The sequence below is a fragment of the Natronolimnobius sp. AArcel1 genome (genome assembly GCF_011043775.1).
GTDB lineage: Archaea > Halobacteriota > Halobacteria > Halobacteriales > Natrialbaceae > Natronolimnobius.
In genome coordinates, this window is sequence record NZ_JAAKXY010000001.1 from 72,204 (window position 1) to 97,466 (window position 25,263).

29 protein-coding genes are annotated in these 25,263 nt (G+C 60.6%); 13 read left to right on the forward strand and 16 right to left on the reverse strand.

All coding sequences use genetic code 11. The annotated features are described in order from the left end of the window. Positions 1-33 precede the first annotated feature (33 nt). Complete coding sequence (locus tag G6M89_RS00375; RefSeq protein WP_165159781.1) at positions 34-453, forward strand: hypothetical protein; 420 nt, start codon at positions 34-36, stop codon at positions 451-453. On the opposite strand, the gene G6M89_RS00380 is transcribed toward G6M89_RS00375, so the two are convergent. The 6 genes from G6M89_RS00380 to G6M89_RS00405 all read right to left on the reverse strand — a co-directional run bounded on the left by G6M89_RS00380 (position 454) and on the right by G6M89_RS00405 (position 6,765). Further along, positions 454-2,457, reverse strand: a complete 2,004-nt coding sequence (locus G6M89_RS00380) for an AAA family ATPase (RefSeq protein WP_165159783.1) — start codon at positions 2,455-2,457, stop codon at positions 454-456. It lies immediately after the preceding gene. Positions 2,458-2,562: 105 nt separating this feature from the next. After that, positions 2,563-2,988, reverse strand: coding sequence for a universal stress protein (locus G6M89_RS00385; RefSeq protein ID WP_165159785.1), 426 nt, complete (start codon positions 2,986-2,988; stop codon positions 2,563-2,565). 390 nt (positions 2,989-3,378) lie between these two features. After that, positions 3,379-4,683 (reverse strand): aspartate--tRNA(Asn) ligase, encoded by a 1,305-nt coding sequence (gene aspS, locus G6M89_RS00390; RefSeq protein ID WP_165159787.1) that lies wholly within the window; start codon positions 4,681-4,683, stop codon positions 3,379-3,381. Between the two features lie 89 nt (positions 4,684-4,772). Next, positions 4,773-5,144 carry a type II toxin-antitoxin system VapC family toxin gene (locus G6M89_RS00395; protein ID WP_165159789.1) on the reverse strand — a complete coding sequence of 124 codons (372 nt, stop codon included), beginning with the start codon at positions 5,142-5,144 and terminating at the stop codon, positions 4,773-4,775. Next, positions 5,131-5,331 (reverse strand): hypothetical protein, encoded by a 201-nt coding sequence (locus tag G6M89_RS00400; protein ID WP_165159603.1) that lies wholly within the window; start codon positions 5,329-5,331, stop codon positions 5,131-5,133. The genes G6M89_RS00395 and G6M89_RS00400 overlap by 14 nt, the downstream gene beginning before the upstream one ends. Positions 5,332-5,418: 87 nt before the next feature. Next, positions 5,419-6,765 carry a cytochrome P450 gene (locus tag G6M89_RS00405; RefSeq protein WP_165159791.1) on the reverse strand — a complete coding sequence of 449 codons (1,347 nt, stop codon included), beginning with the start codon at positions 6,763-6,765 and terminating at the stop codon, positions 5,419-5,421. A 110-nt stretch (positions 6,766-6,875) separates the two neighbouring features. Between G6M89_RS00405 and G6M89_RS00410 the strand changes: the two genes are divergently transcribed. Then, positions 6,876-7,712, forward strand: coding sequence for a Sir2 family NAD-dependent protein deacetylase (locus G6M89_RS00410; protein WP_165159793.1), 837 nt, complete (start codon positions 6,876-6,878; stop codon positions 7,710-7,712). Positions 7,713-7,901: 189 nt separating this feature from the next. On the opposite strand, the gene G6M89_RS00415 is transcribed toward G6M89_RS00410, so the two are convergent. From G6M89_RS00415 to G6M89_RS00425, 3 genes are all read right to left on the reverse strand, one after another. Continuing rightward, a complete protein-coding gene (locus tag G6M89_RS00415; RefSeq protein ID WP_165159795.1) occupies positions 7,902-8,576 on the reverse strand; it encodes a helix-turn-helix domain-containing protein in 675 nt (224 codons plus the stop codon). A 114-nt stretch (positions 8,577-8,690) separates the two neighbouring features. Then, on the reverse strand, positions 8,691-9,392 hold the full coding sequence (locus tag G6M89_RS00420) for a phosphoglycerol geranylgeranyltransferase (protein ID WP_165159797.1): 702 nt from the start codon (positions 9,390-9,392) through the stop codon (positions 8,691-8,693). Positions 9,393-9,424: 32 nt separating this feature from the next. Beyond that, positions 9,425-9,880, reverse strand: a complete 456-nt coding sequence (locus G6M89_RS00425; protein WP_165159799.1) for a DUF488 domain-containing protein — start codon at positions 9,878-9,880, stop codon at positions 9,425-9,427. Positions 9,881-9,946: 66 nt separating this feature from the next. Between G6M89_RS00425 and G6M89_RS00430 the strand changes: the two genes are divergently transcribed. Further along, positions 9,947-10,768, forward strand: a complete 822-nt coding sequence (locus tag G6M89_RS00430) for a nucleoside phosphorylase (protein ID WP_165159801.1) — start codon at positions 9,947-9,949, stop codon at positions 10,766-10,768. A 4-nt stretch (positions 10,769-10,772) separates the two neighbouring features. Here the strand turns inward: G6M89_RS00430 and G6M89_RS00435 are convergent, their stop codons facing one another. From G6M89_RS00435 to G6M89_RS00460, 6 genes are all read right to left on the reverse strand, one after another. Beyond that, entirely contained in the window at positions 10,773-11,537 is a 765-nt protein-coding gene (locus G6M89_RS00435; RefSeq protein WP_165159803.1) for a mechanosensitive ion channel family protein, read from the reverse strand. A gap of 1 nt (position 11,538) precedes the next feature. Next, positions 11,539-12,351, reverse strand: a complete 813-nt coding sequence (dacZ, locus tag G6M89_RS00440) for a diadenylate cyclase DacZ (RefSeq protein WP_165159805.1) — start codon at positions 12,349-12,351, stop codon at positions 11,539-11,541. Positions 12,352-12,603: 252 nt separating this feature from the next. Further along, the gene (locus G6M89_RS00445) at positions 12,604-12,777 is read right to left on the reverse strand and encodes a hypothetical protein (protein ID WP_165159807.1); all 174 of its coding nucleotides are present in this window, start codon (positions 12,775-12,777) and stop codon (positions 12,604-12,606) included. Positions 12,778-12,921: 144 nt separating this feature from the next. Next, positions 12,922-14,553: a uracil-xanthine permease family protein gene (locus G6M89_RS00450; RefSeq protein ID WP_165159809.1), complete on the reverse strand. Its 1,632-nt coding sequence runs from the start codon at positions 14,551-14,553 to the stop codon at positions 12,922-12,924. A gap of 136 nt (positions 14,554-14,689) precedes the next feature. Next, on the reverse strand, positions 14,690-15,172 hold the full coding sequence (locus G6M89_RS00455) for a universal stress protein (RefSeq protein WP_165159811.1): 483 nt from the start codon (positions 15,170-15,172) through the stop codon (positions 14,690-14,692). Between the two features lie 227 nt (positions 15,173-15,399). Beyond that, positions 15,400-16,431: an amidohydrolase family protein gene (locus G6M89_RS00460; protein WP_165159813.1), complete on the reverse strand. Its 1,032-nt coding sequence runs from the start codon at positions 16,429-16,431 to the stop codon at positions 15,400-15,402. A gap of 111 nt (positions 16,432-16,542) precedes the next feature. On the opposite strand from G6M89_RS00460, the gene hisC reads away from it, so the two are divergent. The 6 genes from hisC to G6M89_RS00490 all read left to right on the forward strand — a co-directional run bounded on the left by hisC (position 16,543) and on the right by G6M89_RS00490 (position 21,030). Then, complete coding sequence (hisC, locus tag G6M89_RS00465) at positions 16,543-17,709, forward strand: histidinol-phosphate transaminase (RefSeq protein WP_165159815.1); 1,167 nt, start codon at positions 16,543-16,545, stop codon at positions 17,707-17,709. Then, positions 17,706-18,230, forward strand: coding sequence for an adenylate kinase family protein (locus tag G6M89_RS00470; protein WP_165159817.1), 525 nt, complete (start codon positions 17,706-17,708; stop codon positions 18,228-18,230). Before hisC ends, G6M89_RS00470 begins: the two co-directional genes overlap by 4 nt. Then, on the forward strand, positions 18,227-18,841 hold the full coding sequence (locus tag G6M89_RS00475; protein ID WP_165159819.1) for a CDP-alcohol phosphatidyltransferase family protein: 615 nt from the start codon (positions 18,227-18,229) through the stop codon (positions 18,839-18,841). Before G6M89_RS00470 ends, G6M89_RS00475 begins: the two co-directional genes overlap by 4 nt. 80 nt (positions 18,842-18,921) lie before the next feature. Then, entirely contained in the window at positions 18,922-19,476 is a 555-nt protein-coding gene (locus tag G6M89_RS00480) for a multiprotein bridging factor aMBF1 (RefSeq protein WP_165159821.1), read from the forward strand. A 128-nt stretch (positions 19,477-19,604) separates the two neighbouring features. Then, on the forward strand, positions 19,605-20,249 hold the full coding sequence (gene tpiA / locus G6M89_RS00485) for a triose-phosphate isomerase (protein WP_165159823.1): 645 nt from the start codon (positions 19,605-19,607) through the stop codon (positions 20,247-20,249). A gap of 160 nt (positions 20,250-20,409) precedes the next feature. Continuing rightward, positions 20,410-21,030, forward strand: a complete 621-nt coding sequence (locus tag G6M89_RS00490) for a toll/interleukin-1 receptor domain-containing protein (RefSeq protein WP_165159825.1) — start codon at positions 20,410-20,412, stop codon at positions 21,028-21,030. A gap of 36 nt (positions 21,031-21,066) precedes the next feature. On the opposite strand, the gene G6M89_RS00495 is transcribed toward G6M89_RS00490, so the two are convergent. Further along, positions 21,067-21,768 carry a J domain-containing protein gene (locus G6M89_RS00495; protein ID WP_165159827.1) on the reverse strand — a complete coding sequence of 234 codons (702 nt, stop codon included), beginning with the start codon at positions 21,766-21,768 and terminating at the stop codon, positions 21,067-21,069. Between the two features lie 142 nt (positions 21,769-21,910). Between G6M89_RS00495 and G6M89_RS00500 the strand changes: the two genes are divergently transcribed. The 4 genes from G6M89_RS00500 to G6M89_RS00515 all read left to right on the forward strand — a co-directional run bounded on the left by G6M89_RS00500 (position 21,911) and on the right by G6M89_RS00515 (position 25,253). Further along, positions 21,911-22,342, forward strand: a complete 432-nt coding sequence (locus tag G6M89_RS00500) for a DUF3054 domain-containing protein (protein WP_165159829.1) — start codon at positions 21,911-21,913, stop codon at positions 22,340-22,342. A gap of 460 nt (positions 22,343-22,802) precedes the next feature. Continuing rightward, positions 22,803-23,018, forward strand: coding sequence for a hypothetical protein (locus tag G6M89_RS00505; protein ID WP_165159831.1), 216 nt, complete (start codon positions 22,803-22,805; stop codon positions 23,016-23,018). Between the two features lie 101 nt (positions 23,019-23,119). Next, positions 23,120-24,118, forward strand: a complete 999-nt coding sequence (locus tag G6M89_RS00510; RefSeq protein WP_165159833.1) for an ornithine cyclodeaminase family protein — start codon at positions 23,120-23,122, stop codon at positions 24,116-24,118. Positions 24,119-24,242: 124 nt separating this feature from the next. Then, the gene (locus tag G6M89_RS00515) at positions 24,243-25,253 is read left to right on the forward strand and encodes a bifunctional oligoribonuclease/PAP phosphatase NrnA (RefSeq protein ID WP_165159835.1); all 1,011 of its coding nucleotides are present in this window, start codon (positions 24,243-24,245) and stop codon (positions 25,251-25,253) included. The last annotated feature ends 10 nt before the right edge of the window (positions 25,254-25,263 follow it).

A 25,263-nucleotide genomic window follows, 5' to 3' on the forward strand; every position in this document is an offset into this window, starting at 1 on the left:
ATCGTATTTATGTAACTGCGTTGGATGGTACGTATGAACACGGACCCCGATTCGAGCCCAAGTGACTCCGCTAGTCCACTCCACGACGGTGCCCACCTCAAGCACGAAGCAACACTCGAGACAGTCAGTCACGACGGCGTCGATCCACAGCCAGACGCGACCGACTCAGCAACCGCGAACACAGCGCTCTCCGAAGCGACCAGCCGATTCGAACCCCAGAGCGACCGCTGTCGAACCTGTGGCACGTCAATTGGTCCTCGAGAGTACCGCATCAGTTGGCGACAGAAAGGCGGTCAGGGGACACTCGAGGCCCACTACTGTAGCGAGAACTGTCTCCCGGACGACGCCCCCGGCGGGCACTCGCCAGACGGAGATGAGGCCGACATCGGCGAGACTGACACCTCGAGCAAGGCCCACCGACACAGCCCACAGGACTGGTCGTACTGTCGCTGATCAGCGCTGGCGTTCGATCACGTCGGGGATCTCGGTCAACCCCATCTCGCCGCGCTGGGAAGCGGACTCGTGCCAGCCAGCAAGCGTCGCCTCGACACCGTCTGCCTCTGCAATGAGTCTGTCGGTTGTGATCTGTTCTTCCCGTCGAAGCGCCTCGCGAGCGACCCGTCCGGCGAGATGGCGAACATCTCGAATGCTAAAGCCCGCCGTCGCCTCGGCCACTGTCTCGAGGTCGATATCTGCCGCCAAAAAACCGTCCGGCAGCGACTTGGCGAGAATCGCCGCTCGTGTCGTCCCGTCTGGCGGTGGGACCTCGATGCGCTCGTCGAACGTCCCCGCATGGAGCACGTCGATGTTGACGCCATCCACGCTGCGCGTCGTTGCGACGACGAGCACATCGTCGCCGAGTGTCGGTAACAGCGTCTCGAGGCGCGTCGTAACTCGTCTGGTCGCTCTCGAACCGCCTGAGGTAGGAGCGAGTTCGTCGAGGTCATCCAGCATGAGCACACACGGGGCGAGCGACCGTGCATCTTCGATGATCTCGGCTGCGCGGTCTGCCGGCTCGTCGACGCCCTCCTGATGGAATCGGGCCGTACTCAGTTCGACGATTGGCCGATCCAGTTCTGCCGCGAGCGACTGTGCAAGCGACGTTTTCCCTGCATCGGGCGGGCCGTACAGCAGAACGCCATCGACCGCAGGCACCTCGTACCGTTCGTAGCCGTCGGGATTTCGAACCGGCTCGAGAACCCGCCGCTCAAGTTCGGCCCCGATATCCTCCATCCCGGGTAAGGAATCGAGCGCAACCGGCTCATCGGCAGACGACCGGCCCAGTTCTTCGCCGAAGTGATCTTCGTAGCGATCCAGCCAGCCCGCGATGCTGGTGTCAATCTCTGAGACGGCCTGCTGGAGGTGGCCCTGTTCCACCGGCGATTCGTCGCCGATTGCGTGTCTGATTGCGACATCCGCGACGAGCGTAACATCGCTCGAGGCGTAGCCCGCAGTCGCCTCGGCAATTGCCTCGAGACTTACCTCCTCGGAAACCGGCGCATCGGCGAGTTCGAGTCGGAGCATCTCGAGACGTGCCCGTCGGTCCGGCGGCGGGATCTCGATGCGCTCGTCGAACCGGCCAGATCGCAAGATGGCGTCGTCAACATCGTCGACGTAGTTCGTCGCCGCGAAGACGACAATGTCGGCGTCGGTTTGGGACTCGAGTTCGGTCAGAAGTTGGTTGACCATCTGCTGTTCGCTGTTTGCCATCCGCCCCGAACGGTCGCCCGCGATGGCGTCGATTTCGTCGATAAAGACGAGACAGGGCTCGTTCTCGCGGGCTGTCTCGAACAGTGTCGCGACGTTGTCTGCGGCCTCGCCGATGTACTTGCTCGTGATATCCGAGGGCGTCACCTCGAGGTAGTTGTAGTCCGTTTCAGCCGCGAGCGCGCTCGCGACGAACGTCTTCCCACAGCCCGGTGGGCCATGAAAGAGCACGCCGTTGACCGCCCCAATCCCGTAGTAGTCATAGACGTCCTCGCGCGTCAATGGGTCGATCACCCGGTCGTGAAGTGTCTCTTTTAACTCCATCATTCCGCCGACGTCCGAGAAGTCGTGGCCCGGTGGCTCTGTCTCGAGGTCGTCGCCCGCGAGTGCGGTTCCAGTTTCGTCCTCGCTGTCGTCTCGAGCGTGCGACGAGTCGCCATCGCCCGGTGCTCCCTGTATCTGGCGCGTTTGTGTCCCCCCGTCCGTGTGCCGGCCGACGAACTGCCAGGCCAGCGTCAGCGCTGGCGGCGCGAACACGAGTGCGGCGTCGCCGGTCGCGACGAACCCGCCGACGCCAACGACGTACGCAGCACCCAGAAATAGCCGATCCGCCTGTGCGGCGACCGCCCACGAGACCGTTCGGAGCGCGACCGCGACCGTTCCGGCCATCAGCACGACTGCAAGAAATGCGGTCGAGCCGGGAACGAGCGCACTCGCGTCGGTGAGCAGCGCCGGTGTCAAATCATTCATTACTGATACGTGAAACGAATTTACCAAAATAGTTCCGGTGATCGGTGCGATAATTGATCGGTATCGACGGGGACAGAAAGGATCTGGAGCGTCGTCGTCGTCCGCTTACCGGACAACCGTCACGGGCACCGGCGCGCGCCGAGCGACCGTCTCGGCGACGCTGCCGAGTAGCAACCGCGCTGCGCCGTGTCGGCCCTGACTGCCGATAACGATGATATCGACGTCATCCGCGGCATCGATGATCGACCGCGTCGGATCGCCAACGCCCGTTTTCGTCTCGAGTGCCGCCTCGTAGCTCGCCTCACTTGCAATCTCTCGTGCTCTATCAAACACCTCATCGGCCTGGCTCTCCATATCCTGCTGGACGTCGCTGTCAAACCCGAGGCCGTCACCGACCGACAGTGTCGAGCCCTCGAGTTCGACGACATGTAACACCGTCACCGCAGCGTCAGGGTGGAATTCAAAGGCATGCTCGAGGGCGGTTTCGGCCGGTTCCGAGCCATCCATCGGAACGAGTACTCGCGTAGTCATACGTCCTATAGGTGTGCCCCGCAGATAGGCCTTAGCGATCTATGTGCGGCTACAGACAGCAGTCACATTGCTACTCGCGAGTCAGTTTCTGCAAAAAGTGGGTGTCGTTCGCAGTCTCGAGGATGCTCGAACTGGTTGCGTTCTCGCTTATGACGAAGACGTTGACGATCACGCGAAACTCGCTTCGCTCGTTTCGCTTGCTCCCAGAGACTTCGCCCTTACGGGCTCAGTCTCTGGCGATCTCGCGGGAACACCGTTGGACTCGCGCTGCTCGTCCAACGAGCTCCCACTCAACGAACAGCGCTCTCGCTTATGGCGAGAGGCGCTGTCGGTCCTGCAAGACGGGGCTCACTCCGTTCGCCACGCCTTGCTGGCTCCCAGGTTTGTCGCCTATGGCGACAAACGCTGGCGATCTCGTGGGAACAACACAGCCTCTCGGATGTTGCTCAATCCAAGAATCGTCATGATGAGGCGCTCGCCACCGAGGCCGAAGCCGGCGTGAGGCGGCATGCCGTACTTGAACATCTTCGTGTAGTACTCGAACTCGCTTGGATCGAGACCTTGCTGTTCAAAGCCTTCGATAAGCTTCTCGTGGCGGTGTTCACGCTGGCCACCGGAGACCAGTTCCATGCGCGGGTGCATCAGGTCGAACCCGGTCGAGAGGTCGGGATCGTCGTCGTGGTCCTTGATGTAGAACGGCTTGATCTCACTTGGCCAGTCCGTGATGAAGTAGTGGCCGCCGACGTCCTGTCCGAGCGCCTCCTCGGCTGGCGTCGAGAGGTCGTCGCCCCAAACGAGTTGCTCGTCGAGTTCGCCCGTCGCGTTGATGCGCTCGAGGGCCTCCTCGTAGGAAATGCGTGGGAAGTCGCCTTCTGGCACTTCGAAGTCCTCGGCGAGGTCGAGGTCCTCGAGTACGTCACCGTACTGCTCCTCGACGGCTTCGTAGGCGGATTTGACGACGCCTTCGGCGACGTCCATCGCGTCAGTGTGGTCACAGAACGCGCCCTCGAAGTCGATCGAGGTTGCCTCGTTCAGGTGTCGCGGCGTGTTGTGTTCTTCCGCGCGGAAGATCGGGCCGATTTCGAAGACGCGTTCGACGCCCGAGCCGGCGATGAGCTGTTTGAACAGCTGTGGCGACTGGTTCATGAACGCCTCTTCGCCGAAGTACGTGATTGGGAACAGTTCCGTACCGCCCTCGGTACCCGTGGCGACGATTTTCGGCGTGTTGATCTCCGTACACTCGAAGTCACGGAACTGGTCGCGAACGGCGCTCAGGACGTCCGAACGGATTTCGAAGACCGTCTGGACCTCGTCCTTGCGGAGGTCGAGCGTGCGGTTGTCCAGTCGCGTCGAGAGTTCGGCGTCGACCTTTCCGGAGGGGTCGAGTGGCAGTTCGGGGTCAGCGGGTGCGACGACCTCGAGCGACTCGGGAGTCACTTCGACGCCGGTCGGCGCGCGCGGTTCTTCTTCGACAGCGCCGGAGACTTTGACGACGCTTTCACGAGAGACGCCGAGGCCGGTCTCGACTAAGTCCTCGTCCATCTCGTCTTTCTCGAATTTGACCTGGATTTTCCCGGTCGTATCGCGGAGAATCAGAAAGGCGATGCCGCCGAGGTCGCGGATCTCGTGGACCCACCCAGCGACGGTTGCGTCGTCGCCTGGCTCGGCGTCCGCAGTGTAGGTTCTATCCTGCATACCCACTGCTTCACGCAGGCGGAACTTAAGCGCAATCGTTCGGCCTCGTCAGCGTGTGTCGCAGTCTCGTGGCTGTCGAGTGTGCCCAGTTAGTACGACTGGGTCTCTGCCTGCGTTGGCTCGTACGTCTCTGGCTCTCGAGTCAGGATCGGCTCGTCGGCGATGATGGCCGTCGCAGCAACCATCAGATCGAGATTGTCAACGGATTTTTTGTCCTCAGCGAGTCGCTTGTGTTCCTGCAGGGCGCAGTGGCCCTCGTCGATCGTATACGGCACGACACCGACCTCGCGGAGGATCGAATCGAACTCCTCGTGTCTTTCCTCTGGGAGGCCGCGTCGTAACTCTGTGACCGTGATCAACGAGACGGAGGCATCGCGCCAGTCGAACGTCTCGAGGGCGGCGATTGCGTCGTTGTCCTCATCGAACAGGTCGAACAGAAACGTCCCATCAAGCAGAACCATCGTCGCCTCCGAGCAGTTCTGATTTAAGTTGGTCGACGGATTGCGGGCGCTGGTCGTTCTCGCCCCGAAGTTTTGAGCGGAATATGTGTGATTCGCGTTTGACTGCCTCGAGTTCGTCCCCCTCGACGAACCCAATCAGTTCGCGAAGCGGATTGTCCTCGGCATCGGTGTGAGTCTCGTCTCCCATTGAACGCTCCGTCATAGGAATGCCATCATCATAAATGTTGTATGATGGACTTACAGTGAGGGAGATTCTCTCTGCCTGAACGCAGGGCTATCGCTCGCGAACAGTCATCGGTATCTCGTGTTTTGGCCGCGCAGTGATCGTCGCCCGCAGATCGAGGTCGACTCCGGGAACCAACTCGAGGTGATACTGCTGATAGATCGTCGCAAGCAACAACTGTGCCTCGAGCATCGCAAAGCGGTCGCCGATACAGCGCCGTGGCCCGGCAGCAAACGGGAAGTACGCCAGTTTCGGCAGGTCGGCTTCCATGTCGTCGCTCCAGCGGTCGGGCTGAAACGCCAGTGGATCGTCGTACCAGCGCGGATCGCGGTGGACAACCCACTGGTGCATGCGCACGGTCGCACCCGGCGGAATCGTGTAGCCGTCGATTACGTCCGGCTTAGTCGGCTCGCGGACGATGCCCGGCACCGGCGGATAGAGTCGCATTGACTCTTGGACCACCTGCTCCGTATAGGTGAGATCCTTGAGATCGGCCATCGTCGGTACCTCGCCCTCGAGAACGTCGTCTAACTCCTCGACGAGTCGCTTCTCGGCGGCGGGATTTGTCGAAAGCAAGTAAAACGTCAGCGTCAACGCCAGCGCGGTCGTTTCGTGACCGGCTAGCAAGAGCGTGACAACCTCGTCGCGGATCTGTTCGGTTGACAGCGACTCCCCCGTCTCGTCGGTGACGTCCACCAGTTTCGAAATCACATCGTGGTCGGTCGGATTCGCCCGGCGCTGTTCGATCAGGTGATAGACGACCTCATCGAGTTGTTCTCGAGCGCGTTGAATCTGGCGGCGAGCGGGCGTCGGCACCTGCGGTGGGAGGACGAGATGGCCAAGGTTCTCAGTCGCCGCCATGAACGTCTCGAGGGCATCCCCGATCCGGTCGACGTAGTCGTCGATGTCCGTCCCGAACAGCGCGCGGGCGACGATCCGCAGCGTCAGTTCCATCATATCCTCGTGGATCTCCCGTGTCTGGCCGCCCTGCCAGTCCTCGAGTGCTGACTCGGTGAAGTCAGTCATCATCGTCGCGTACTCCTGAATGCGCTCGGGATGAAACGCCGGTTGGATGAGATGGCGATTGCGCCGCCAGATTTCGCCCTCACTGTTCAGAATGCCGTTGCCGGTGATCGGCCGGAGAATATGCTGGAACTGTTCGCCTTTGACGTACTGTTCGTTTTTCTGGACCAGCACCTGCTCGATGTGGTCGGGGTGATTGAGCTGATACACCGGCCCGCCGGGGTCCTCCCAGGCCGCGATATCGCCGTGCTCGCGGGCGATCCGTGTCATCGACTGATAGGGCTCGCGCAAAAACGTGAGTTGGTTCCCGACCAGCGGCAACCCATCGGGACCCGGCGGATGATCCTCGGGAAGTGACGGTGTATTGAAAGCCATCGGTTTCGTCCGTAGGTCAACGCGGGCGCGTTTATAGCCGCCGCTCGCTCGAGGCAGCGGACGAATCGAGTGACCTGTTCGCTTTTGTCGATCCACCTCGAGGAGTCGGTATGGACGCAGTCCTCGAGCGACTCGCGGACGAAATCAGGGAGGCAGAAACGGTGGTGGCACTGACTGGGGCGGGTATTTCCGCTCCCTCCGGCGTGCCGACGTTTCGCGGCGACGACGGCGTCTGGGAGCACTTCGATGAGGGCCAGTTCACCCATGGTCGATTTCAGCGCGATCCGGAAGGGTTCTGGGACGACCGCGTTGCCCTCCATCGCGAACTGTTCGGCGAGGAGTACGAGCCAAACGTCGCCCACGAGGCACTGGCCGAACTGGGCCGAGACGGCCATCTCGAGGCGATTTGCACACAGAACACGGACGGGCTCCACCTCGATGCAGCGGCTGTGGTCGGTGAGAACGGCGACTCGAGTGTGAGTGACTCGAGCGCCGACGCAAACGTACCCGGAAGCGAGACGACAGTGCTCGAACTCCACGGCAACGCTCGGCGTGTTCGCTGTCAGGACTGTGGCGCACGAACCGAAGCAGGTCCGATCTACGACCGTGCCGAGAACGGCGAACTACCGCCGACCTGTGACTGTGGCGGCATCTACAAACCCGATGTCGTCCTCTTTGGCGAGCAACTCTCGGGGGCCGCGATACAGCGAGCGCAGTCACTCGCCCGCGAAAGCGACGTGTTCCTCGCGATTGGCTCGTCACTCATCGTCACCCCTGCGGCCTCGCTGCCCCGCACCGCCGCCTCGTCGGGCGCGACCGTTGCCATCGTGACGCTCGAGGAGACGCCACTCGATGACGTGGCCGACGTGTGTTGCCAGCAAGACGTGACCGACCTACTCCCGCACTTGCAGGCGCTCGTCACCGGCGAGTCCTCGAGTACGGAGTAAGGGACAGTTGGCAGTATAGTAGCCACTGCAAGTCAATGCGCACCTGTTCGCACGACGGGAGCGCGGTTCGGTGTGAGCGAAGCGAACGAGAACCGCGGAAAAGCGAACGGGTACGATGTGCCCGTGAGTCGGCTGTGCGATCAGTGTGTAAATCGTTGCAGTTGTTACTATAGAACAGAGTCGCTGGCGCTACTGATCGACACCGGGTGCAGCCGGAAGAACGTATTCCTCGATGAGCCTGGCTTGCCCACGCCGGAGTCGCTCGCTGACTGCCTGTTCCGAAATATTGAACGCGTCCGCGACCGCCGACAGTTCGGTTTCTCGCGGTACTGAAAAGAAGCCGTACTCGAACGCAAGGATCAGCGCCTCTCGCTGGGACTCAGTGAGCGTCTCAGTTGCGGCCTGTGGTGGCTCGACCTCGGCTCCAGTTGCAAGTCGATGCAGGTCGAACTCGACGCCATGATCCTCGAGATATGCGTGGTACTGTGCAAACGCCTCTTGATCCGGAAATCGCATCGTCATCGACCAGCGGCCATCACTCCCGTGGCCCTCGAGCAGTTGGCCACCGACAGACACCCACTCGCGATAGGCTGACAGACTCTCGTCATCGCTGTGTCGGACCCGGTAGAGCGTCTGGTCTGGGGTTTGCTCGAGTTGTTGAAACGAAGTAATTGTTCGGTCCGTCGTGAGCAACTGCTCGAGGTGGGTACGGTCGGGACAGCGCACCCAGCAGAACGTAATCGGCTGTGCGGGATCGAGAGCGTACTGGCGCTCGATGGTGAGTTCGACCGACGGCATCGCTTGCAGCGTGGGACCGAGAACGAGGTCCGGCGATGTCACGTCGAACTCCGCACGAAGGCACATAGCCATTCCAACGAGTCTATCAAAATAACTGTTGAGGCCACTCTGGTCAGCAGGGCCATAAGCGCTAATAGACGGAAGAATCGAAAACGGCCGCCACTCGAGAACGAATCCGGATTAGGCGTCCGATGCTGCCTCGACGGTTTCACGAACTGCCTCGACACCCTCGTCGTGTGCGAGGTCACCAACGACGATGACATCTGCGTACTGGGCCATCTGATAGGCTGAGTCGTAGTCGTGGATGCCGCCACCGTAGAACAGCGTTGCCTCGTCGGTTGCGTCGCTTGCTGCCTCGACGATTGCTTCGTCGCCGAGCATGCCGGAGTACTCGAGATAGACGATATCCTGGCCAAACATGCGTTCTGCGACTTCGGTGTAGGCTGCAACGTCGTCGGCGTCTAAGTCGCAATCGGCCTCGGTGTAGGTCGCGACGTCGGCGTCGGGGTTCATCACGATGTACGCTTCCGTGCTCGTTCGATCCCAGTCGAGGCCAGTATCGAGGCGCACCCACTCTTTGTGTGCGCCGGTGATCCAGAACGGCGAGCCGGCGTTGAGCACCGTCGGAATCAGATAGCCATCCAGTGCGTCATCGTCGATGACGACGTCAGGACTCGAGGGTTCTTGATAGAGTGCAACATCGTGTTCGGCACAGGCGCTCAGCACGTCGGCCGTGTTCTCCTCGGTAATGCCCATCGTGCCACCGATTTCGATCGCGTCAGTGCCAGTCGCACAGAGATCGCCATAGGTAATGCCGTCGGGGAGGTCCTTGTCCGGGTCGATTTTGAGAATGTGATCCCAGTCGGACCAGGGAGCAGTCATACCGCCCCGTTTCCCGACAACCGGCAAAAACGCTACGAATCGGGTGTGCACTCGAGTCGGTCCCGACAGATCGTCCGGTGACACCGTTTCTTCTCGGTGTTTTCGTAGCAAACGAGTGCCAGCGACTCACCACGCTCGAGACGATTCTCGAGCGACTCGAGTGCCGCCCGCGCGTCGGCTGACTCCTCGAGATACTGGCGATACTGCTCGCCGAAGCCCACCTGTTCCCAGGCAGCGTTGTGTGCGCCTTCCTCACAGAGTCCCTGTATCTTCATGTCCGATTCGGTCTCGTGAACAGCCTCGAGCAGGTCTGTCGGCGGCCCAAGTTCGGGCAGATTCTCGTTGACGGCCGCGTGAAACCACGAGGTCGGCTGGCGAACGACCCCGACGAGCGTCGCGTCCGCGGGGAGGTCTGCCAGGTCGTGCTGGAGCGCGGCGACGTAGGTATCCGCGAGCGTCCCGCGCCCGGAATCCGATTCGGCAGCCATACGTGTTGTGACGGTCGCCCCGCATTTATATACGCCGCCAGTGCGAATCGTCGCGTCTCGATACCGATGCCAGGGGACAGCGAAGACCCGAACGCGGACGTACAGTACCACCTCGAGGTCGGTCCCGACGACGTCGCCGACACCGTGCTCTTACCGGGCAATCCCGAGCGCCTCGAGAAGATCGTCGCCCACTGGGATGACCACGACATGCGCGCTCACCACCGCGAGTACCGGACGGCAACGGGAAGCTACGAGGGAACGCCGATCTCAGTCACCTCGACCGGTATCGGCGGCCCCTCAGCAGCGATTGCACTCGAGGAACTTGCGCGCGTCGACTGTGAGACGTTCATCCGCGTGGGTTCCTGCGGCGCGATTCAGGAGGAGATGGCTGTTGGCGACCTCGTGATCACGACTGGCGCGGTTCGACAGGAGGGCACGAGCGACGAGTACGTCCGCGAGGAGTATCCAGCAAGCGCGGACTACGAAGTCGTGAGCGCACTCATCGCCGCTGCCGAGCGACTAGGCTATGACTATCACACCGGGATCACGATGAGCGCGGATTCGTTCTATCCGGGCCAGGGCCGACCCGGATTCGACGGGTTCGAGGCCGCCGGCGCTGACACGCTCGTCGACGACCTCAAGGAGGCGAACGTCGCGAACATCGAGATGGAAGCGAGCGCCATCCTGACGCTCGCAAACATCTACGGCCTTCGCGCGGGCGCAGTCTGTTCAGTGTATGCAAACCGGGAAACCGGCGAGTTCCGAACCGAAGGCGAGTCGCGCGCCGCAGAAACTGCGACGCTTGCAACGCACCTGCTCGCGAAAATGGATGCCAAAAAGCGCGAGGTTGGTGCCGACCGATGGCACGCCGGACTCTCACTCGAGTAGCTGGTCAGTCACGGACGCGCGCGATTTCGTCGTCGAACACTCGCCGATTGGGAATAATGTACTCCTCGCCGTTGTTCTCGATTTTCGTGACAAACAGATCGACCTCCTGAACGATGCCCGTCTGTTCGCCGATTCGAATCTCGTCACCGATACCGTAGGGCTGGTTCAACAGCAGGTAAATCCCCGCTGCACTCGAGACGAGGAAGTCTTTGAACGCGACTGCGCCGAGGATGATAACGCCGACCGTATAGACGAGCAGCAGGATCAGCAGTGGCTGAATGTAGACGCCGATCTGGCCGAGTGCGATCAGAAAGGCCACGTACAGGACAGTGTATTTGACGAGTTTCGGGATAATTGCAACTTCCGGGAGTTTGACGCTACGGAGATACTCGCTGACGATGAGTTCGGCCTTATCAGCAACGATGAAGCCAAGAATAACGACAAGAACGGCGATGAACACCTGCGGGATGAACTCGGTAATACGAAACCAGAACTGGTCGGTGTCGAGCAACTGCGCGATATGAATTGCCGTCAGTACGGCGATGCCGTAGATGAACCACGAACTCAGTCGAGCAACGATTTCGACCGTCGACGTCCCAAGTGACTGGGCAGTCCGCTCGAACGGCGTCCCTTCGACCGCTTCCGGCACGCCCGAGGCAGAGAGCAGTTCCTGGTTCAGTCGGCCAACGAGGTAGCCCACGACAAAGCCAAGCGCTAACACCGCGGCGGCAATGACTGCTGGCTCGTCGAGAAACGTCTGCCAGTCCATCTCAATACGCCTCCGGGTCGACCTCGAAAATTAACTCGCCGGCTTTGAACGCGCGGACGAGTCCATCGCTTTCCGATAGCACGATCGTAATCGCGTTCGTATCACGCGTAATCGCCGCCCCGGCCATGTGACGCGTCCCGAGACCTTTCGGGATGTCGACTCCCTCTGCGGAGGGCTCGAGGTAGCGATACGCCGAGACGATCTTGCCAGCGTCGGAGATGACGAACGCACCGTCGAGCCGCGAGAACTCCTTGAGCATGACGTTGACAATTGGGTCGCCAACATGGACGTGGGACTTCTCGAATGGGTTGTACGACAGCGGGCGCGATTTGTTCATGACCTTGCCCGCGTCGCCGACGACGAACAGCGCACCGACGGGTTTGCCTTTCTGTCCTTTCTGCCCGAGTTCGAGTACTAATTCAAGGACAGATTTGACGACCTCGGGGTCTGCACGGGATTTTGCGAAGAGATCGTAGATGCCAGTGTGATCGCCGGCATCAGCTCGCACGCGTGAGAGCGTATCAATATCGTCATCAAAAATGTTCGTTGCACACAGCAAGTCGTCGCCGTCGTCGATGACGCCTTGCCCGAGAGCGCCCTCGAGTGCGAATCGAACTCGCTCTGAAACATCGCTGAACTCGAGGGGGAGTTCCACGAACGTCTCTGCGCCGACGTCGTTTTCCGTTCCGACGACGATCACGTCGAGGTCATCAACGGCAGCGATCTGCTCATAGTACGACCCACTCGGTGCAAAGAGCATGACCGCATCGACTCCCGAAAAGAGTTCCCCATACACGTCGTCTAACCCGGCCATTGCTCATACAACCCGTTTGCGCGCGAATAAGCGTTATGGACGTGTCTGACATGTGTCTGCCGATTCTCAACGAGTTCACTCGAGTTTAATTAGTTCAGAGACGGAAGTATCGAACGGTGCAATCGTTTCAGTGCTCGAGCACACCCAATGAATCGTTCACTGGGCAATCCCAGTGTCCAATCAGCTCTGAACGAGGGGTGTCACGCCTCGAGGCTGTCGCTACACCAGTGACTAACCGCAAATTAGGTCGACTTATTCCGACGTGCCCGTTTTGGTGATTGGGCGGAATTCGCCGTCACCACACGTACAGTCCTCCGAAACGCCGATTGGCCGAATCGATCCATCTGCTCTGATCTCGGAGACGAAGACCGACTCACAGGAGCGACACATGACGACGGTCTTCGAATGCGCTGATGACTTGCTCACGACAACTGGTACATGCTATGATCGTATCACCATTCCTCCAACCTGTTTTGGTACGGCCGCTCGTGACTGTCATAGCCACTTGAACGTTGGTAATCGTCTCCTGCAAGCGCCACAACTATATGCGTATTTCAAAAAGCGCGCCGATCAGTTGTCCTGCTCTTTCGAGGAGTCGTTACTGCCGACCCAGCGCTCCCAGAACGGCTCGAACTCCGCATCGTCCTCAGCAATTCGATTCCACTCTGCGAGGCCGCGCTCTTTGCGCGTCCCGGGAATCGTATTATCCAAGAAGAGTGCAGCCAATCCGCCAACTGCCATGCCCGTCGAGCCGATGATGTAGACCGTATCGACGACGGCGTATCCGGCAGCCTCGAGCCACGCTGTTGCGTCCGCACTCACGAGCCCTAGCGGCTCGAGCACCGATACCAGCGACGCAATCGCCCCCTCGAGTCCAACGGCGTCGCGGAACTCGAGCGTCGTCTCGAAGTTGCCCATGTACGCCGGAATTGCGAGCCCGACGAACAGCGCAAACCCGATGATGAAGACATTTCTCGAGGACTCGAGGTCGACGTGTCTGAGGTTGCCGATACCGACGGCGACGATCTGGGCGAACATGGCGATAAAGAGGCCGCCGATGATCGGGTCGGGAATCGTTGCGATGAGTTGGCCGAAGTAGCCGATGAAGCCGAAGATGAGCATGAAGACGGCACCGATCTGGACGACGTAGCGCGAGGCGACGCCGGTGAGCCCGATTGCGCCGATGTTCTCGGAGTAGGAGGTCGAGCCGCCGGTGCCCATGATGCCCGAGAAGACGTTCATCAGCCCTTCCATCCCGATACCGTGGTTAATTCGTTTCTCGCTCGGTGCGGCTGAACCGGTGATGTTCGCGACGGCGTAGTAGTCACCAATGCTTTCGACAATCGAGGCGAGCACGCCGGCGAACATGCCGATAACGAACGCTGCAGTCACTTCGGGTATTCCCCACTGGAGCGGGTAGATCGGCATGAGCAACGAGGCGTCCGTCACCTCGCCAAAGGAGATGTAGCCGGGGTGGCCGTCACCAATCGTGCCGGTTGCTGAGAGCATCGCAGCGACAGCCCAGGCGAGACCAATTGCAATGATAACTGGATAGAGCCGGAACGCGCGGTGTTTGACGTCGAGATACTGCGAAAAGAGGACAATGAGCCCAAGCGTGAAGCCGAGCAAGAGCCAACTCTGGTCCGTCTGCGTTACCTGATCGACGTTGAACAGCGCCAGTCCGATCAGGGCAATCGTCGGCGCGATCACGACCGGCGAGAGGAAGCGACGAAGCTTCCCGACCAGTCCGAAATACCCCATCGCGACCTGCACCGTCGCGGCGACGATGATTGCGCCCTGTAACTGTAACAGGGCCGTTTCCCAGTCACCAGCACCGACGCCACCCGCAGTCACGACCGTGATGATCGCCAGCGCGGGTGCGAGCATCGAGAACGGTGCCCCCTGAACGATTGGATACCGGTTCCCGAACGTCGTCTGGGCGAGCGTCGCGATCCCGCTCACGACGAAGAAGGTGCCGATAAATCGCGCCGCAACATCACCCGGCATCTCCATCGCACCCGCCAAAATCAGCGGGACTGCGATGTTCGCCCCCACCATCGTCAGGTAGTGTTGAATGCCAAGCACCGCCGATTCGCCCATCGGCGGCCGGTCGTCGATCCCGTACTCGATGTCGTCGTTTTCCTCGACGGCCCCTGATGAACCGTCGCGATTCCCCGCCGCCGCTGCATCGTCCCCCGTCATCTACGAGTCACTCACGGAGTCACGAGTGGGCATGCCAAAAGGCGTATTGATCCATTCCGACCAGTACAGTTGCTATCGTGACAGTTCCTGGCGCTCGAGGACAGTCTCCCTGCTCACAAGCGGTGAGACGTGGGCCCTACTCAACGGCGACCTGTGGCTGTTCGCCCTCCATCGGCTCCTCGGGTGCGTTCGTGCCTACCTGGACGGTGAGGACGGGAACCTCGGCACAGCGGACGACGCGTTCGGTGACGCTGCCGAGCAGGAGGCGGTCAATGCCGCCGCGGCCGTGTGTTCCCATGACGATGAGATCACACGCGTCGGGGCCGGCTTCCTCGACGATGACGCGACTCGGTGAGCCATCGAGGATTTTGGTGTCGACCTCGACGCCCTCCGGAGCGAGTTCTTCGACGCGCTCGACTGCCGACCGGCCTTCCTCGCGCAGCGCCTCGCTGATCCCTTCCCAGGCGGTCTCCATCGGGAGGCCACCATAGCCTGCTGCGTTGACGACGTAGACGGCCCGAATCGTCGCGTCGTGTGCGAGTGCAAGATCGAACGCGTACTCGAGTGCACGTTCACCCTTCGGTGAGCCATCAGTTGGGACGACGATGCAATCGTACATGGTTATGTGATAACGTTTCTCACCCACCTATAATAACGTTGTCGTAGTTCTGACCGACCATCAACTGGCGTGATAGGACTCGAAACGGTTCCTTCTGACTGATCAGTCAGGACGCGATTCGCAAATAGTCCGAACAAAGACTAATTTTGCCCTGCTCATTCCGGCCGGAACCGCTCGAGAAAAACTGAGCACACGACTCGAGTCAGTGTGTTCTCATCCGTAACTGGTCAGTTCGTGGCTGGCTCGAGGATCGTCTCCTGAATGTCATCGACACCAGCGCGGCGGACGACCGCCCGAACGGGGTCTCGCGCGCCCGCAAGATTGTGCGAGTCGCCATCGAGCACCAGCAGTCGTGCCTCGCGACCCGGCTCGAGGACGCCGTACTCGAGGCCGGCGATTTCAGCGCCGTTGATCGTCGCCATCCGCAACACTTCGTCGGCTGGGAGATCTGAGCATTTCGCCATGAACTCCATTTCGCGGAACATCGACGGCGAGTTGAGCATCACGTTATCCGTGCCGAGTGCGAGCGTCGTCCGCTCGGAAAGTTCTGTGTACGGCGAGAGCCCAACGTTCGTGACGAGATTCGACCGCGGGCAGACAACGATGGGCACGTTCTGGTCGGCAACGCGCTCGAAGTGGTGTTCTTCGGGGTGGACCATATGGACGAGAAACTCCGGCTCGAGGTCAAGCGCGGGGTCGATGTCGGTCGCGTTGACCTCGCCGGCGTGAATCCCGAACGGCTTGCCCGCCTCGCGGGTGGCCTCGCGTTCGGCGTCGAACGTGTTGTCGTTCGCGCCGCTGGCACCGAAGCCGTCGCCGGCGCGCATGGCGTCGACCGAGCCCCGGGCGAACGCGAGCGCCTCGAGCGGCAGTCCCTGCTGTGCCTCGGTGAGCATCTCGACGCCCGCCACGTCGCCCTCGCGGAAATCCAGACAGGCCGCCGTTCCGCTTCGCTGCATGAATCGCAGTGAGCGACGCATTTCGCGGACGAGGTCTTCGCGGTCAGCGCTGCGAAGCAGGCGATGTTTTAGCCCGTCCGGCGGCGCAACCAACTCCTCGAGCGAGAGCCCGCGTCCGGCCTCTTTCGCAATCGAGTCACCGATATGCGTGTGTGCGTTGACGAACGCCGGACAGATGATGTCGTTACTCTCGACGGACGCCTCCTCGATGGCTTCGATTCGCCCCGCCTCATCGATCACGATCCGTCCCTCGACTGGCTCGAACTCCCGCCCGCGTAGAATCGTCCCCGTGCGTTCCATGCGACGGTGTTCGACAGCGGTGTTTTCAACGCCATCGGTTCACGTTCCGAAGGGGTCTCGAGCCCGGAACAGGTAAGCAACCTTAAGAGCCGCGACGAACTGGGTTGGCGTATGCAACCGCGCGACCTGTCCGATCACGTCGCTTACGAGGCGGGTCGGGGCATCGAGGAAGTCGCCCGCGAACTTGGGCGCGATCCCGACGAGTTCATCAAACTCGCCTCGAACGAGAACCCACACGGCCCCTCACCGGCGGCCGCTGTCGCCCTTCGCGACGCCGCCTCGAGTGTGAGTTCCTACCCGAAATCCACCCATACGGACCTCACCGATGCGATTGCCGAACAGTGGGCTGTCGACTCGAGTCAAGTCTGGCTCGCAAACGGCGGCGACGGCGCGCTCGATTACCTCTCGAGAGCCATGCTCGAGCCTGACGACACCGTGCTCGTCCCCTCACCCGGTTTCGCCTACTACGGGATGAGCGCGCGCTATCACCACGGCGACGTCCGCGAGTATAGTCTCGAGCGCACCGAGGACTTCGAACAGACGGCCAAGGCCGTTCTTGAGGCCTACGATGGCGACCGAATCGTCTACCTCACGAGTCCACACAACCCATCCGGCTCGACGATCTCGCTCGAGGCAATCGAGCAAATCGCCGAGGAAACCGACGAGGAGACGCTTGTTGTCGTCGACGAGGCCTACGGGGAGTTCGCCAACGTCGACAGCGCCGTCTCGCTGCTCGAGGGTCGCGATGGCTTCGACGCACGAGACGATATCGCTGTCTTGCGGACGTTCTCGAAAGCCTACGGGCTCGCCGGCGTCCGACTCGGCTACGCTGTCGTTCCCGACGCGTGGGCGGACGCCTACGCGCGTGTGAATACACCTTTTGCCGCCAGCGAACTTGCCTGCCGGGCCGGACTGGCTGCCATCGGCGACGACGAACATGTCGCCCGAACCGTGGAAACGGCTCGAAACTCCCGCGCGTACATGCGAGAGCACATCGACAGCCACGTCTGGGAGAGCGAGGGGAACTTCGCTCTCGTCGACGTTGGCGATGCCAGTGCCGTCGCTGCGGAGTTACAGGAACGCGGCGTTATCGTCCGCGACTGCACGAGTTTCGGCCTACCGGGCTGTATCCGCATCACCTGTGGCACCGAGGAGGAAACCGAACGCGCCGTCGAAACCCTCAACGCTGTCCTCGAGGACTTCGAGGTCGACCCTGGACTCGCAACTGACGGCAGCGGCAGGGCGGCAGACGCTAACCCTGAGGTGCCCGACGCGTGAGGGTCGCCGTCACTGGCACGCCGGGAACCGGCAAGACGACCGCAACCGAGCGACTTGCAGAGCGATTTGCCGACGGCGAGTTCGAAGTCATCCACCTCAATCGAGTCCTCGAGGACGAGAAGCTCTATACCGAGGTCGACGCCGACCGCGAGAGTAAGATCGCCGACCTCGAGGCCCTCGCAGAGTGGCTCAAGGGCCGCGACGATGTCGTCATCGAATCGCACCTCGCACACCACTTCGACGCTGACCGCGTAGCCGTTCTCCGGTGTGCGCCTGCAACACTCGAGCAGCGATTACTCGAACGCGGCGAGACCGAGGCCAAAGCCCGCGAGAACGCAGAAAGCGAAGCGCTCGATGTCATCCTCGCCGAAGCAGCCGAAGAACACGGCCTCGAGTCGGTCTACGAAATCGACACGACCGAGCGCGAACCCGACGCCGTTGCAGATGCGCTCGAGGCGGTTGTGACGGGCGCACGCGAACCGAGTGCTGGTGGCGTTGACTTTGTGGGGTATCTCGGATGACGCTTGATCAACTGCGACCATACGTTTCACCGTTTCTTGACCCGTTCGTCAATGGGTTCGACCGTATTGGATTGACGCCGGATGGCGTGAGTGTGATCGCGTTCGGCATGGCAGTGCTCGCTGCCGTTGCCTTCTTCCTTGGCGGGCAGGCACACGAAATCTGGTACGTCGTGGCTGCTGCGTTGGTCTTTCTGAACGGCTGGCTTGACATTGTCGACGGCGCACTCGCGCGCGAGCAGAACGTCGCCTCCGCCGGTGGTGACCTGCTTGATCACGTTCTCGACCGGTACGCGGATATTGTTATCATCGCCGGGCTCGCCGCGGGCGTCGAGAACTACTTCCTCGGCTTTCTCGCCGTGACGGGCGTCATCATGACCTCGTATCTCGGCACGCAGGCCCAAGCTGTCGGCCTCGACCGCGTCTACGGCGGCCTCGTCGGCCGTGCCGACCGACTGGCGATCATCGGCATCGTCGGCTTTCTGGCCTACCCGCTTGCAGCCATGGATCCCGGCGGACTTACCGTGATCGGCTGGCTGCTCGTCTTCCTCGCCATTGTCGGCCACCTGACCGCTCTCCAGCGATTTGCGCACTCCTGGTCGGCACTCGAGTAAGCCGCCGCCGCTTGAATGAGTTTCTGTCGATTCGAGAGCACGCCGCATGCTTTATAGCTCGTCACGATATAGCTACGTGCATGGTTCAGTGCGAGATGTGTGGCGCCGAGACGTCGTCTCCGAAGACCATCAAAGTCGAGGGAGCAGAACTCGACGTGTGTTCGAACTGTACGGACTTCGGCACTGAAGTGAAACAGACCTCGAGTTCGAGTTCCTCGAGCAAATATTCAACTACCTCGAGTTCGTCGGGGTCCTCAAGTTCAAGTGGGGGTGCAAGCGGCACGAGCGCTGGAAGCTCCGCATCCTCCTCGAGTTCCTCCAGCCAATCGCGAACCGATATGTTCGACGATATGGACGAACTCGCGACGGACTATGATGAGCGGGTTCGACAGGCTCGTGAGAGCAAGGGCCTCAGTCAGTCCGACCTCGCGAACGAACTCAACGAGAAAGCAAGTCTCATCCGCAAAATCGAACGCGGTGATACCCTTCCGAGTGACGGCGTGCAGTCGAAACTCGAGCGCAACCTCGATATTTCCCTGAGCGCGGAGGGCAGTTCCGGTGATGACTCGGAGTGGTCGGGCGGGTCGTCCTCCGGCAGTTACACGCTGGGCGATGTCGTTAAACGCAAAGACTAGATCGAGCAGGTGTCGCCAGCAGTTTGGTTGCTGGCCCACCACCAGCGGCGTCGGTATCGGCTGTCTTTTTGCTGTCGACGCGACACTGACTCGCAAGCTATTTCTTTGCCGGGGCAGGGGTTGCATATATGTTCGTTCTCGTCAACCTGAAGACGTACCCGTGTGACCCGGTCGAGGTCGCAACGGCCGTTCGCGATGTCAACGATACCACTGACGCCCGACTAGCGGTTGCTCCACAGGCAGCCCACTTAGAGCGCGTCGCCGAAACGGGCGTCGAGACGTGGGCCCAGCACGTCGACCCAATCGACTACGGGAGCAACACCGGACACACGCTCGCAGAAACCGCCGCGGACGCGGGCGCGGTCGGGACGCTCATCAACCACTCCGAGCAGCGCCTGAAACTGGCCGACATCGACGGCTCTGTTCGCGCGGCCGAGCGCGCCGGCCTCGAGACGGTCGTCTGTGCGAACAACCCGGAACAGATTGGCGCGGCCGCAGCTCTCGGCCCGGATGCTGTCGCCGTCGAGCCACCAGAACTCATCGGCACTGGCACGCCGGTCAGTCAAGCAGACCCTGATGTCGTCGAAGACGCTGTTACTGCAGCTGAACACGTCGATAGCGACGTGTCTGTTCTCTGTGGAGCCGGTATCAGCACCGGCGACGATGTCGTCGCAGCCGGAGATCTCGGGAGCGAGGGCGTCTTACTCGCAAGCGGCGTCGCCAAAGCCGACGACCCTGAAGCCGCACTCGAGGACCTGGTCGCTCCGCTGTAAGCCTCAGACCACACTCGTCGATCATCCCTATTGTTCTGCACAGACCGCGGTTCAACGGGAACTTGACGGCTATTGAATTCTAACAATCGTCCCTTGAACAGATGTCTTGGTCAAGCGAAACCAGGTAAATTAATAGTGCATCGGTTACGTATCGGAGACGATGACGGGGGAACAGCTATACGTTTCACACGCACCCGGCGACCTCGAGCTCGTCCAAGAGCTGTTCTCCACAGTGAAGAATTTCCCGATTGGTGTCCACATCGCCCTCGAGGAGATCGAGTCTGGCCGCTCGCGGACGCGACTCACAGGTCGAATTTCGAACAGTGATGTCGTCGCCGTTGTCTTGACAGAGCAGTCGGCGACGAATCAGTGGGTCAATCAGGAAATCGGCTACGCACAGGCGAAAGGAATTCCGATTTTGCCACTGTACGATCACGAGCAACTTCGAGGCGGCTTCGTCGGCGATATCGAAGGCGTGACGATTGATCGCCAGAATCTGTCGGTGACGGTGTTCAACTTGCTCTGTCGACTTCGCAGTGAACTCGCCCCGCTCGGGGCGCTTTCGGTACCGAACTGGTATGTCGAGTTCCCGTGTACCAGCCCGGGCTGTACGCACTCGGTGACACTCGAGATCGAGCGTGCACAGACGAAACTCTGGAAACTCCACCGGCGTGGTCGCCACCTCACTGCTGACTGTGCCGAGTGTGAGACGCGATACTACTTCGATCCGGGAACGATCGGGTTCGTGGGCCGTGAGGACCGACATCGCCAGCGTCACTGAGGCGGGTACCTCTGGCGTACTGCGAAAAGTAGCGTACTACTCCGAAGAGTCCGTTTGCAGCCGGTCGTAGGCATCGGTCACGAGCTGGAACGCAGATCGACTGCCGCTCGGGCGGTCGGGGTGTGCGCGTTTGACTTGCTGGTGGTATGCTGCCCGGACGTCGTCTGCCGTCGCGTCCTGCTCGACATCAAGCACCTCACGCGCTCGCGCGGCCCGCATCTCGACGTGTTTGATGATTCCGTTCTCTGCAAAGCGGTCCTTACAGGTCGGACAGAGCTGTTCACTGCGGTCATCGACGGTCGTCACGCGAAACAGTTCAGCGCCAACCTGTTCAGTACACTGGCTACAGCGGTGTGTCTGTGCCGCATCTTGGGTGGTGTCGCAGTCGTCCGTCTCAGTGTTCGTAGTCGTTGTCGTCGTCTCGTCTGTGTCGGCTCGAGGCGCTTCGCTTGCACACGAAGCACAACACGCGAGGACGGTGCCGTCTTGCAGCACGAGTTGCTCGAGTTCGGACTCGAGGACGGTGCGACGACAGCCATCACAGGCGCTGCGTCGCTGGTCGAGTGTGGACTGGCTGTCGGTCGTTGTTTCCGCAGCATCGCCACCAATCGAACGAGCGTGTGGCTCACACTCCGGGCAACAACAGACTCGGTCGCCGGTGGGTAAGACGACAGTCGTCGACTCCTCGCTCGCCATCGTACACCCACAGCCATCACAGCCAATTTCACCCGCGGCCATCGGCGCTGTAATTTGTAGTCGCCCCCTTTATTTCTACCGTCATTTGTGTTCGGTGTCACGTTTGTCGCCCTGGCTGACCGTTGTCACAGACACAGCCGCGGGTTTCAACGAGTACTAGACCCTCCCATCCCAAGAGACAGCAATGACTGCTGGCGTTCACACTGAGCAGACGGGTGCACTGAGATCGCAGACGACGCTCCGGCTGGTTGCGGGCGATAGTCTCTTGCTCGTTGGCCTGCTGGCAGTTGGTCTCTACGAACACGAAACCAATCCACTCCTCGAGCCGCTGACATCGCTCGAGACGATGATTCCGTTTCTGTTCGGCTGGGCGGTTGCAGGCGTGCTTGCTGGCGTCTATACGCGGACTGTCGCGACCTCGCCGCGCCACGCTGCCCGTATCGTTGCGGTTGCCTGGCTCGCGGCGATGAACGTCGGACTCCTCTTGCGGTCGTCGCCGCTGTTCGATGGCGGGGCCGCCTGGCAGTTCAACGCCGTGATGACGGGACTTGGGCTGGCTGTCTTGCTCATCTGGCGCGTCGGTTACGCGGCACTGGTTGGTTCGGAATCGCCGTAGCGGGATCTGTAGCCCGGCGTCGATGGATTGGCCCGCGATCAGTGTTAGTTTTCGAACGAGTTGTTCACTCGCCCTCATGCTAACTTCACCCTCGGGTAATGGCACCAATTGTCTATCTAAAATACCAGAGACATCACCAACACCTCACAATTGAAAGATGTTTGTGGATGGAATTCGCGCCTCGAGCGAGCCACTCTCGTCCGCCATTAGTTCCACTATGGCCAAAGTAAAGGAGGAATAGAAACATGTGCTTCACAATTTCCGTCAAAATAGCTAATATCTGTCCAACAATCCCTGAATTACTGTGTACGGCTCATAAATGAGATGGCGGATTTGCGCCAAATAACATTCTCGTAAGTTATGAGTAACCAGTGCTCTAAATATGGGTTACGAACGAATCCAGTATCGGCTAATTATGGGAAACACTTATATGCCTATTCGTCATACTATAGGATACATTATGACTGGATATTACGACATTGTTCTTGGTCTTATCCCGGTCGCACTGCTCGGAATCAGCGCTGCCCTTACGGTCGTTGGCCTGTCGTTGACAGCGGCAATTCCGGTCGGTGCGTTCGTCGCAATGGCAATTATTGGCCACGCAATGTTCGTCAATACACCTGCAGACGCCTCCGACGACGCCCGCTCGGCACGCCCACCAATCAACGCGGACTAGGCATAATCCAGTCTCTCTCTCTTTGCGCTCTGTGTGCCGTTTTCCCTGTTTGTTTCCCTTCTGGCGCTAGCTTTTCCTTTCCTGTCTCCGAACGTCCCGGTATGACCACTGCGTTGTTTCTCACCAGCGACGACGTTACCGACCTTGCATCGCCAGTAGCGTACGTTGACGCGGTCCGTGACGGCTATCGCCAGCGTGGTGCGGGTGCACCCGCCCAGCCACGGTCGAAGTTTGTCCGCGCTGACCCCGGCGGAATGCTGACCAGCTACGCCGCTATTCTCCCCGAGACCGGTGTCATGGGCGGCTACATGTACAGTGCCGGATTTGGTGCCAAAGATGCCTGGTTCATGACACCACTTTTCAATGCCGACTCCGGTGAGCCACTCGCCCTGCTCGATGGCGCAAGCATGAACCCGTTCAAAACCGGCGCTGCTGGCGCTGTCGGCGTTGACACCCTCGCTCGAGAAGATGCCGAAACACTTGCGATCATCGGCAGTGGTGCACAGGCTCGCGGCCAACTGCGCGCAACGGCGACAGTCAGATCGCTGACTGATGTACGCGTCTACTCGCCAACGCCGACCAACCGCAAGGCGTTTGCCGAGGAGTTCAACGAGTGCCTCGAGGCCGAGGTTCGAGCCGTCGACTCGAGTGCAGCGGCACTACAGGGTGCCGATATCGTCATCACGGCGACGCGGGCCAGCGAGCCGGTGTTCGATGGCGAGGACCTCGAGCCAGGCATGCACGTCACGGCGATGGGCCAGTACGCGACTGACAGGCGCGAACTCGATACGACGACGATCGAGCGTGCGACGTACGTTCCGGATTTGCGTGAGCGGGCGACGTTCGACGCGGGGGCGTTTCTGGCAGCGCTCGAGGACGGCGCCATTACCGAGGCGGACATTCACGCCGAACTCGGCGAGGTCGTCGCCGGACAGGCACCTGGTCGGACGAGCGATGACGAGATTACGGTGTTCGATAGCGGCGGGACAGGGATCGAAACCGTCGCCGCGGCACACATGCTGTACGAACGCGCACTCGAGTCGGGCGTTGGCACGGACATTGAGTTTGCACCGGCGAGTGAGGCATTGACTGGCGAGTAACTCACTTTCACCGACTCAGTGGCCGGCTGTATGGTCGCCATAGCTGGTCACACTCGCTCGTTGGCTGTCCTTACGATGCTGTACTCGCCCGTGATTCAAGCGTCTCGGTGCTGTAGCCGACGGTATGACCCGCGCGGCCGACCTCGTGTCCGTCCTCGAGACGGCCGATTCGTTGGCAATTGTCTGTCACGACAATCCCGATCCTGACTGTCTCGCGAGCGCGTTGGCTCTCGAAGCGATTGCACTCGAGGCCGACGTCTCGTCGGTGACAATCGTCTACGGGGGTGAGATTTCTCACCAGCAGAATCGGGCGTTCGTCAACATGCTCGAGATTACGTTAGAAAGCGTCACGGATTCGGCGGTCGAGGAGTTTGATTGTATCGCGTTCGTCGATCACACACAACCTGGTGCGAATACGGAAGTCGCCGCCCACATCGACCCAGATATCGTCGTCGATCATCATCCCGGCGAGCCAAGCGACGCGCGGTTCCAAGACGTTCGAACGAAATACGGTGCGACAGCAACTATTTTCATCGAGTACCTTCAGCAACTCGAGACCCATCTCACGACGCGACTCGCCTCAGCCTTGCTGTTTGCACTCCATCGCGAACGCCTCGATTTCGTCCGCGAACCGACCCGCCGCGAGTATGAAGCCGCCCTCGCCGTCTATCCCGATGCCGACCTCGAGATGCTCGAGCAACTGTATGGAAGCGCCTTCTCACCGGGGACGATTGACGCAATCGGGCGAGCAATCGCGTCTCGCGACCGACGAGGCTCCTCGATGGTTGCGAGCGTCGGGGTGACTGGCGAGACTGATGCCTTGCCACAGGCGGCAGACTATCTGCTCAATCTCGAGGGCGTCGATACCGTCCTTGCCTATGGCATCGTCGGCGACGCAATCCGGCTAAGCGGTCGCTCGATCGATCCACGCGTACATATTGGTGAGACGATTGCCGATGGCTTCGACGAGTTGGGTGCCGTTGGTGGCCACCATGATATGGCCGGCGGTCGGATTGGGCTCGGACTGTTCGCAGACACGGCTGGAGACGAGGACGCACTGCTCGAGTTCGTCGGCGAACGCGTCACTAAACGATTCTTCGAATCGTTAAATCTCGACGACGATCGAGATCGATGATCCACCGGAT

What these genes read in the sequence shown, in the direction of transcription:
- G6M89_RS00510 (WP_165159833.1), top strand. Translation starts at nt 23,120, where the DNA reads ATGACCACTGCGTTGTTTCTCACCAGCGACGACGTTACCGACCTTGCA.
- G6M89_RS00415 (WP_165159795.1), bottom strand. Translation starts at nt 8,576, where the DNA reads ATGTGCCTTCGTGCGGAGTTCGACGTGACATCGCCGGACCTCGTTCTC.
- G6M89_RS00460 (WP_165159813.1), bottom strand. Translation starts at nt 16,431, where the DNA reads ATGGAACGCACGGGGACGATTCTACGCGGGCGGGAGTTCGAGCCAGTC.
- G6M89_RS00420 (WP_165159797.1), bottom strand. Translation starts at nt 9,392, where the DNA reads ATGACTGCTCCCTGGTCCGACTGGGATCACATTCTCAAAATCGACCCG.
- aspS (WP_165159787.1), bottom strand. Translation starts at nt 4,683, where the DNA reads ATGCAGGATAGAACCTACACTGCGGACGCCGAGCCAGGCGACGACGCA.
- G6M89_RS00500 (WP_165159829.1), top strand. Translation starts at nt 21,911, where the DNA reads ATGACTGCTGGCGTTCACACTGAGCAGACGGGTGCACTGAGATCGCAG.
- G6M89_RS00425 (WP_165159799.1), bottom strand. Translation starts at nt 9,880, where the DNA reads ATGGCTGCCGAATCGGATTCCGGGCGCGGGACGCTCGCGGATACCTAC.
- G6M89_RS00495 (WP_165159827.1), bottom strand. Translation starts at nt 21,768, where the DNA reads ATGGCCGCGGGTGAAATTGGCTGTGATGGCTGTGGGTGTACGATGGCG.
- G6M89_RS00400 (WP_165159603.1), bottom strand. Translation starts at nt 5,331, where the DNA reads ATGGGAGACGAGACTCACACCGATGCCGAGGACAATCCGCTTCGCGAA.
- G6M89_RS00515 (WP_165159835.1), top strand. Translation starts at nt 24,243, where the DNA reads ATGACCCGCGCGGCCGACCTCGTGTCCGTCCTCGAGACGGCCGATTCG.
- G6M89_RS00490 (WP_165159825.1), top strand. Translation starts at nt 20,410, where the DNA reads ATGACGGGGGAACAGCTATACGTTTCACACGCACCCGGCGACCTCGAG.
- tpiA (WP_165159823.1), top strand. Translation starts at nt 19,605, where the DNA reads ATGTTCGTTCTCGTCAACCTGAAGACGTACCCGTGTGACCCGGTCGAG.
- G6M89_RS00385 (WP_165159785.1), bottom strand. Translation starts at nt 2,988, where the DNA reads ATGACTACGCGAGTACTCGTTCCGATGGATGGCTCGGAACCGGCCGAA.
- G6M89_RS00480 (WP_165159821.1), top strand. Translation starts at nt 18,922, where the DNA reads ATGGTTCAGTGCGAGATGTGTGGCGCCGAGACGTCGTCTCCGAAGACC.
- G6M89_RS00455 (WP_165159811.1), bottom strand. Translation starts at nt 15,172, where the DNA reads ATGTACGATTGCATCGTCGTCCCAACTGATGGCTCACCGAAGGGTGAA.
- G6M89_RS00450 (WP_165159809.1), bottom strand. Translation starts at nt 14,553, where the DNA reads ATGACGGGGGACGATGCAGCGGCGGCGGGGAATCGCGACGGTTCATCA.
- G6M89_RS00405 (WP_165159791.1), bottom strand. Translation starts at nt 6,765, where the DNA reads ATGGCTTTCAATACACCGTCACTTCCCGAGGATCATCCGCCGGGTCCC.
- G6M89_RS00410 (WP_165159793.1), top strand. Translation starts at nt 6,876, where the DNA reads ATGGACGCAGTCCTCGAGCGACTCGCGGACGAAATCAGGGAGGCAGAA.
- hisC (WP_165159815.1), top strand. Translation starts at nt 16,543, where the DNA reads ATGCAACCGCGCGACCTGTCCGATCACGTCGCTTACGAGGCGGGTCGG.
- G6M89_RS00435 (WP_165159803.1), bottom strand. Translation starts at nt 11,537, where the DNA reads ATGGACTGGCAGACGTTTCTCGACGAGCCAGCAGTCATTGCCGCCGCG.
- G6M89_RS00475 (WP_165159819.1), top strand. Translation starts at nt 18,227, where the DNA reads ATGACGCTTGATCAACTGCGACCATACGTTTCACCGTTTCTTGACCCG.
- G6M89_RS00380 (WP_165159783.1), bottom strand. Translation starts at nt 2,457, where the DNA reads ATGAATGATTTGACACCGGCGCTGCTCACCGACGCGAGTGCGCTCGTT.
- dacZ (WP_165159805.1), bottom strand. Translation starts at nt 12,351, where the DNA reads ATGGCCGGGTTAGACGACGTGTATGGGGAACTCTTTTCGGGAGTCGAT.
- G6M89_RS00505 (WP_165159831.1), top strand. Translation starts at nt 22,803, where the DNA reads ATGACTGGATATTACGACATTGTTCTTGGTCTTATCCCGGTCGCACTG.
- G6M89_RS00395 (WP_165159789.1), bottom strand. Translation starts at nt 5,144, where the DNA reads ATGGTTCTGCTTGATGGGACGTTTCTGTTCGACCTGTTCGATGAGGAC.
- G6M89_RS00375 (WP_165159781.1), top strand. Translation starts at nt 34, where the DNA reads ATGAACACGGACCCCGATTCGAGCCCAAGTGACTCCGCTAGTCCACTC.
- G6M89_RS00430 (WP_165159801.1), top strand. Translation starts at nt 9,947, where the DNA reads ATGCCAGGGGACAGCGAAGACCCGAACGCGGACGTACAGTACCACCTC.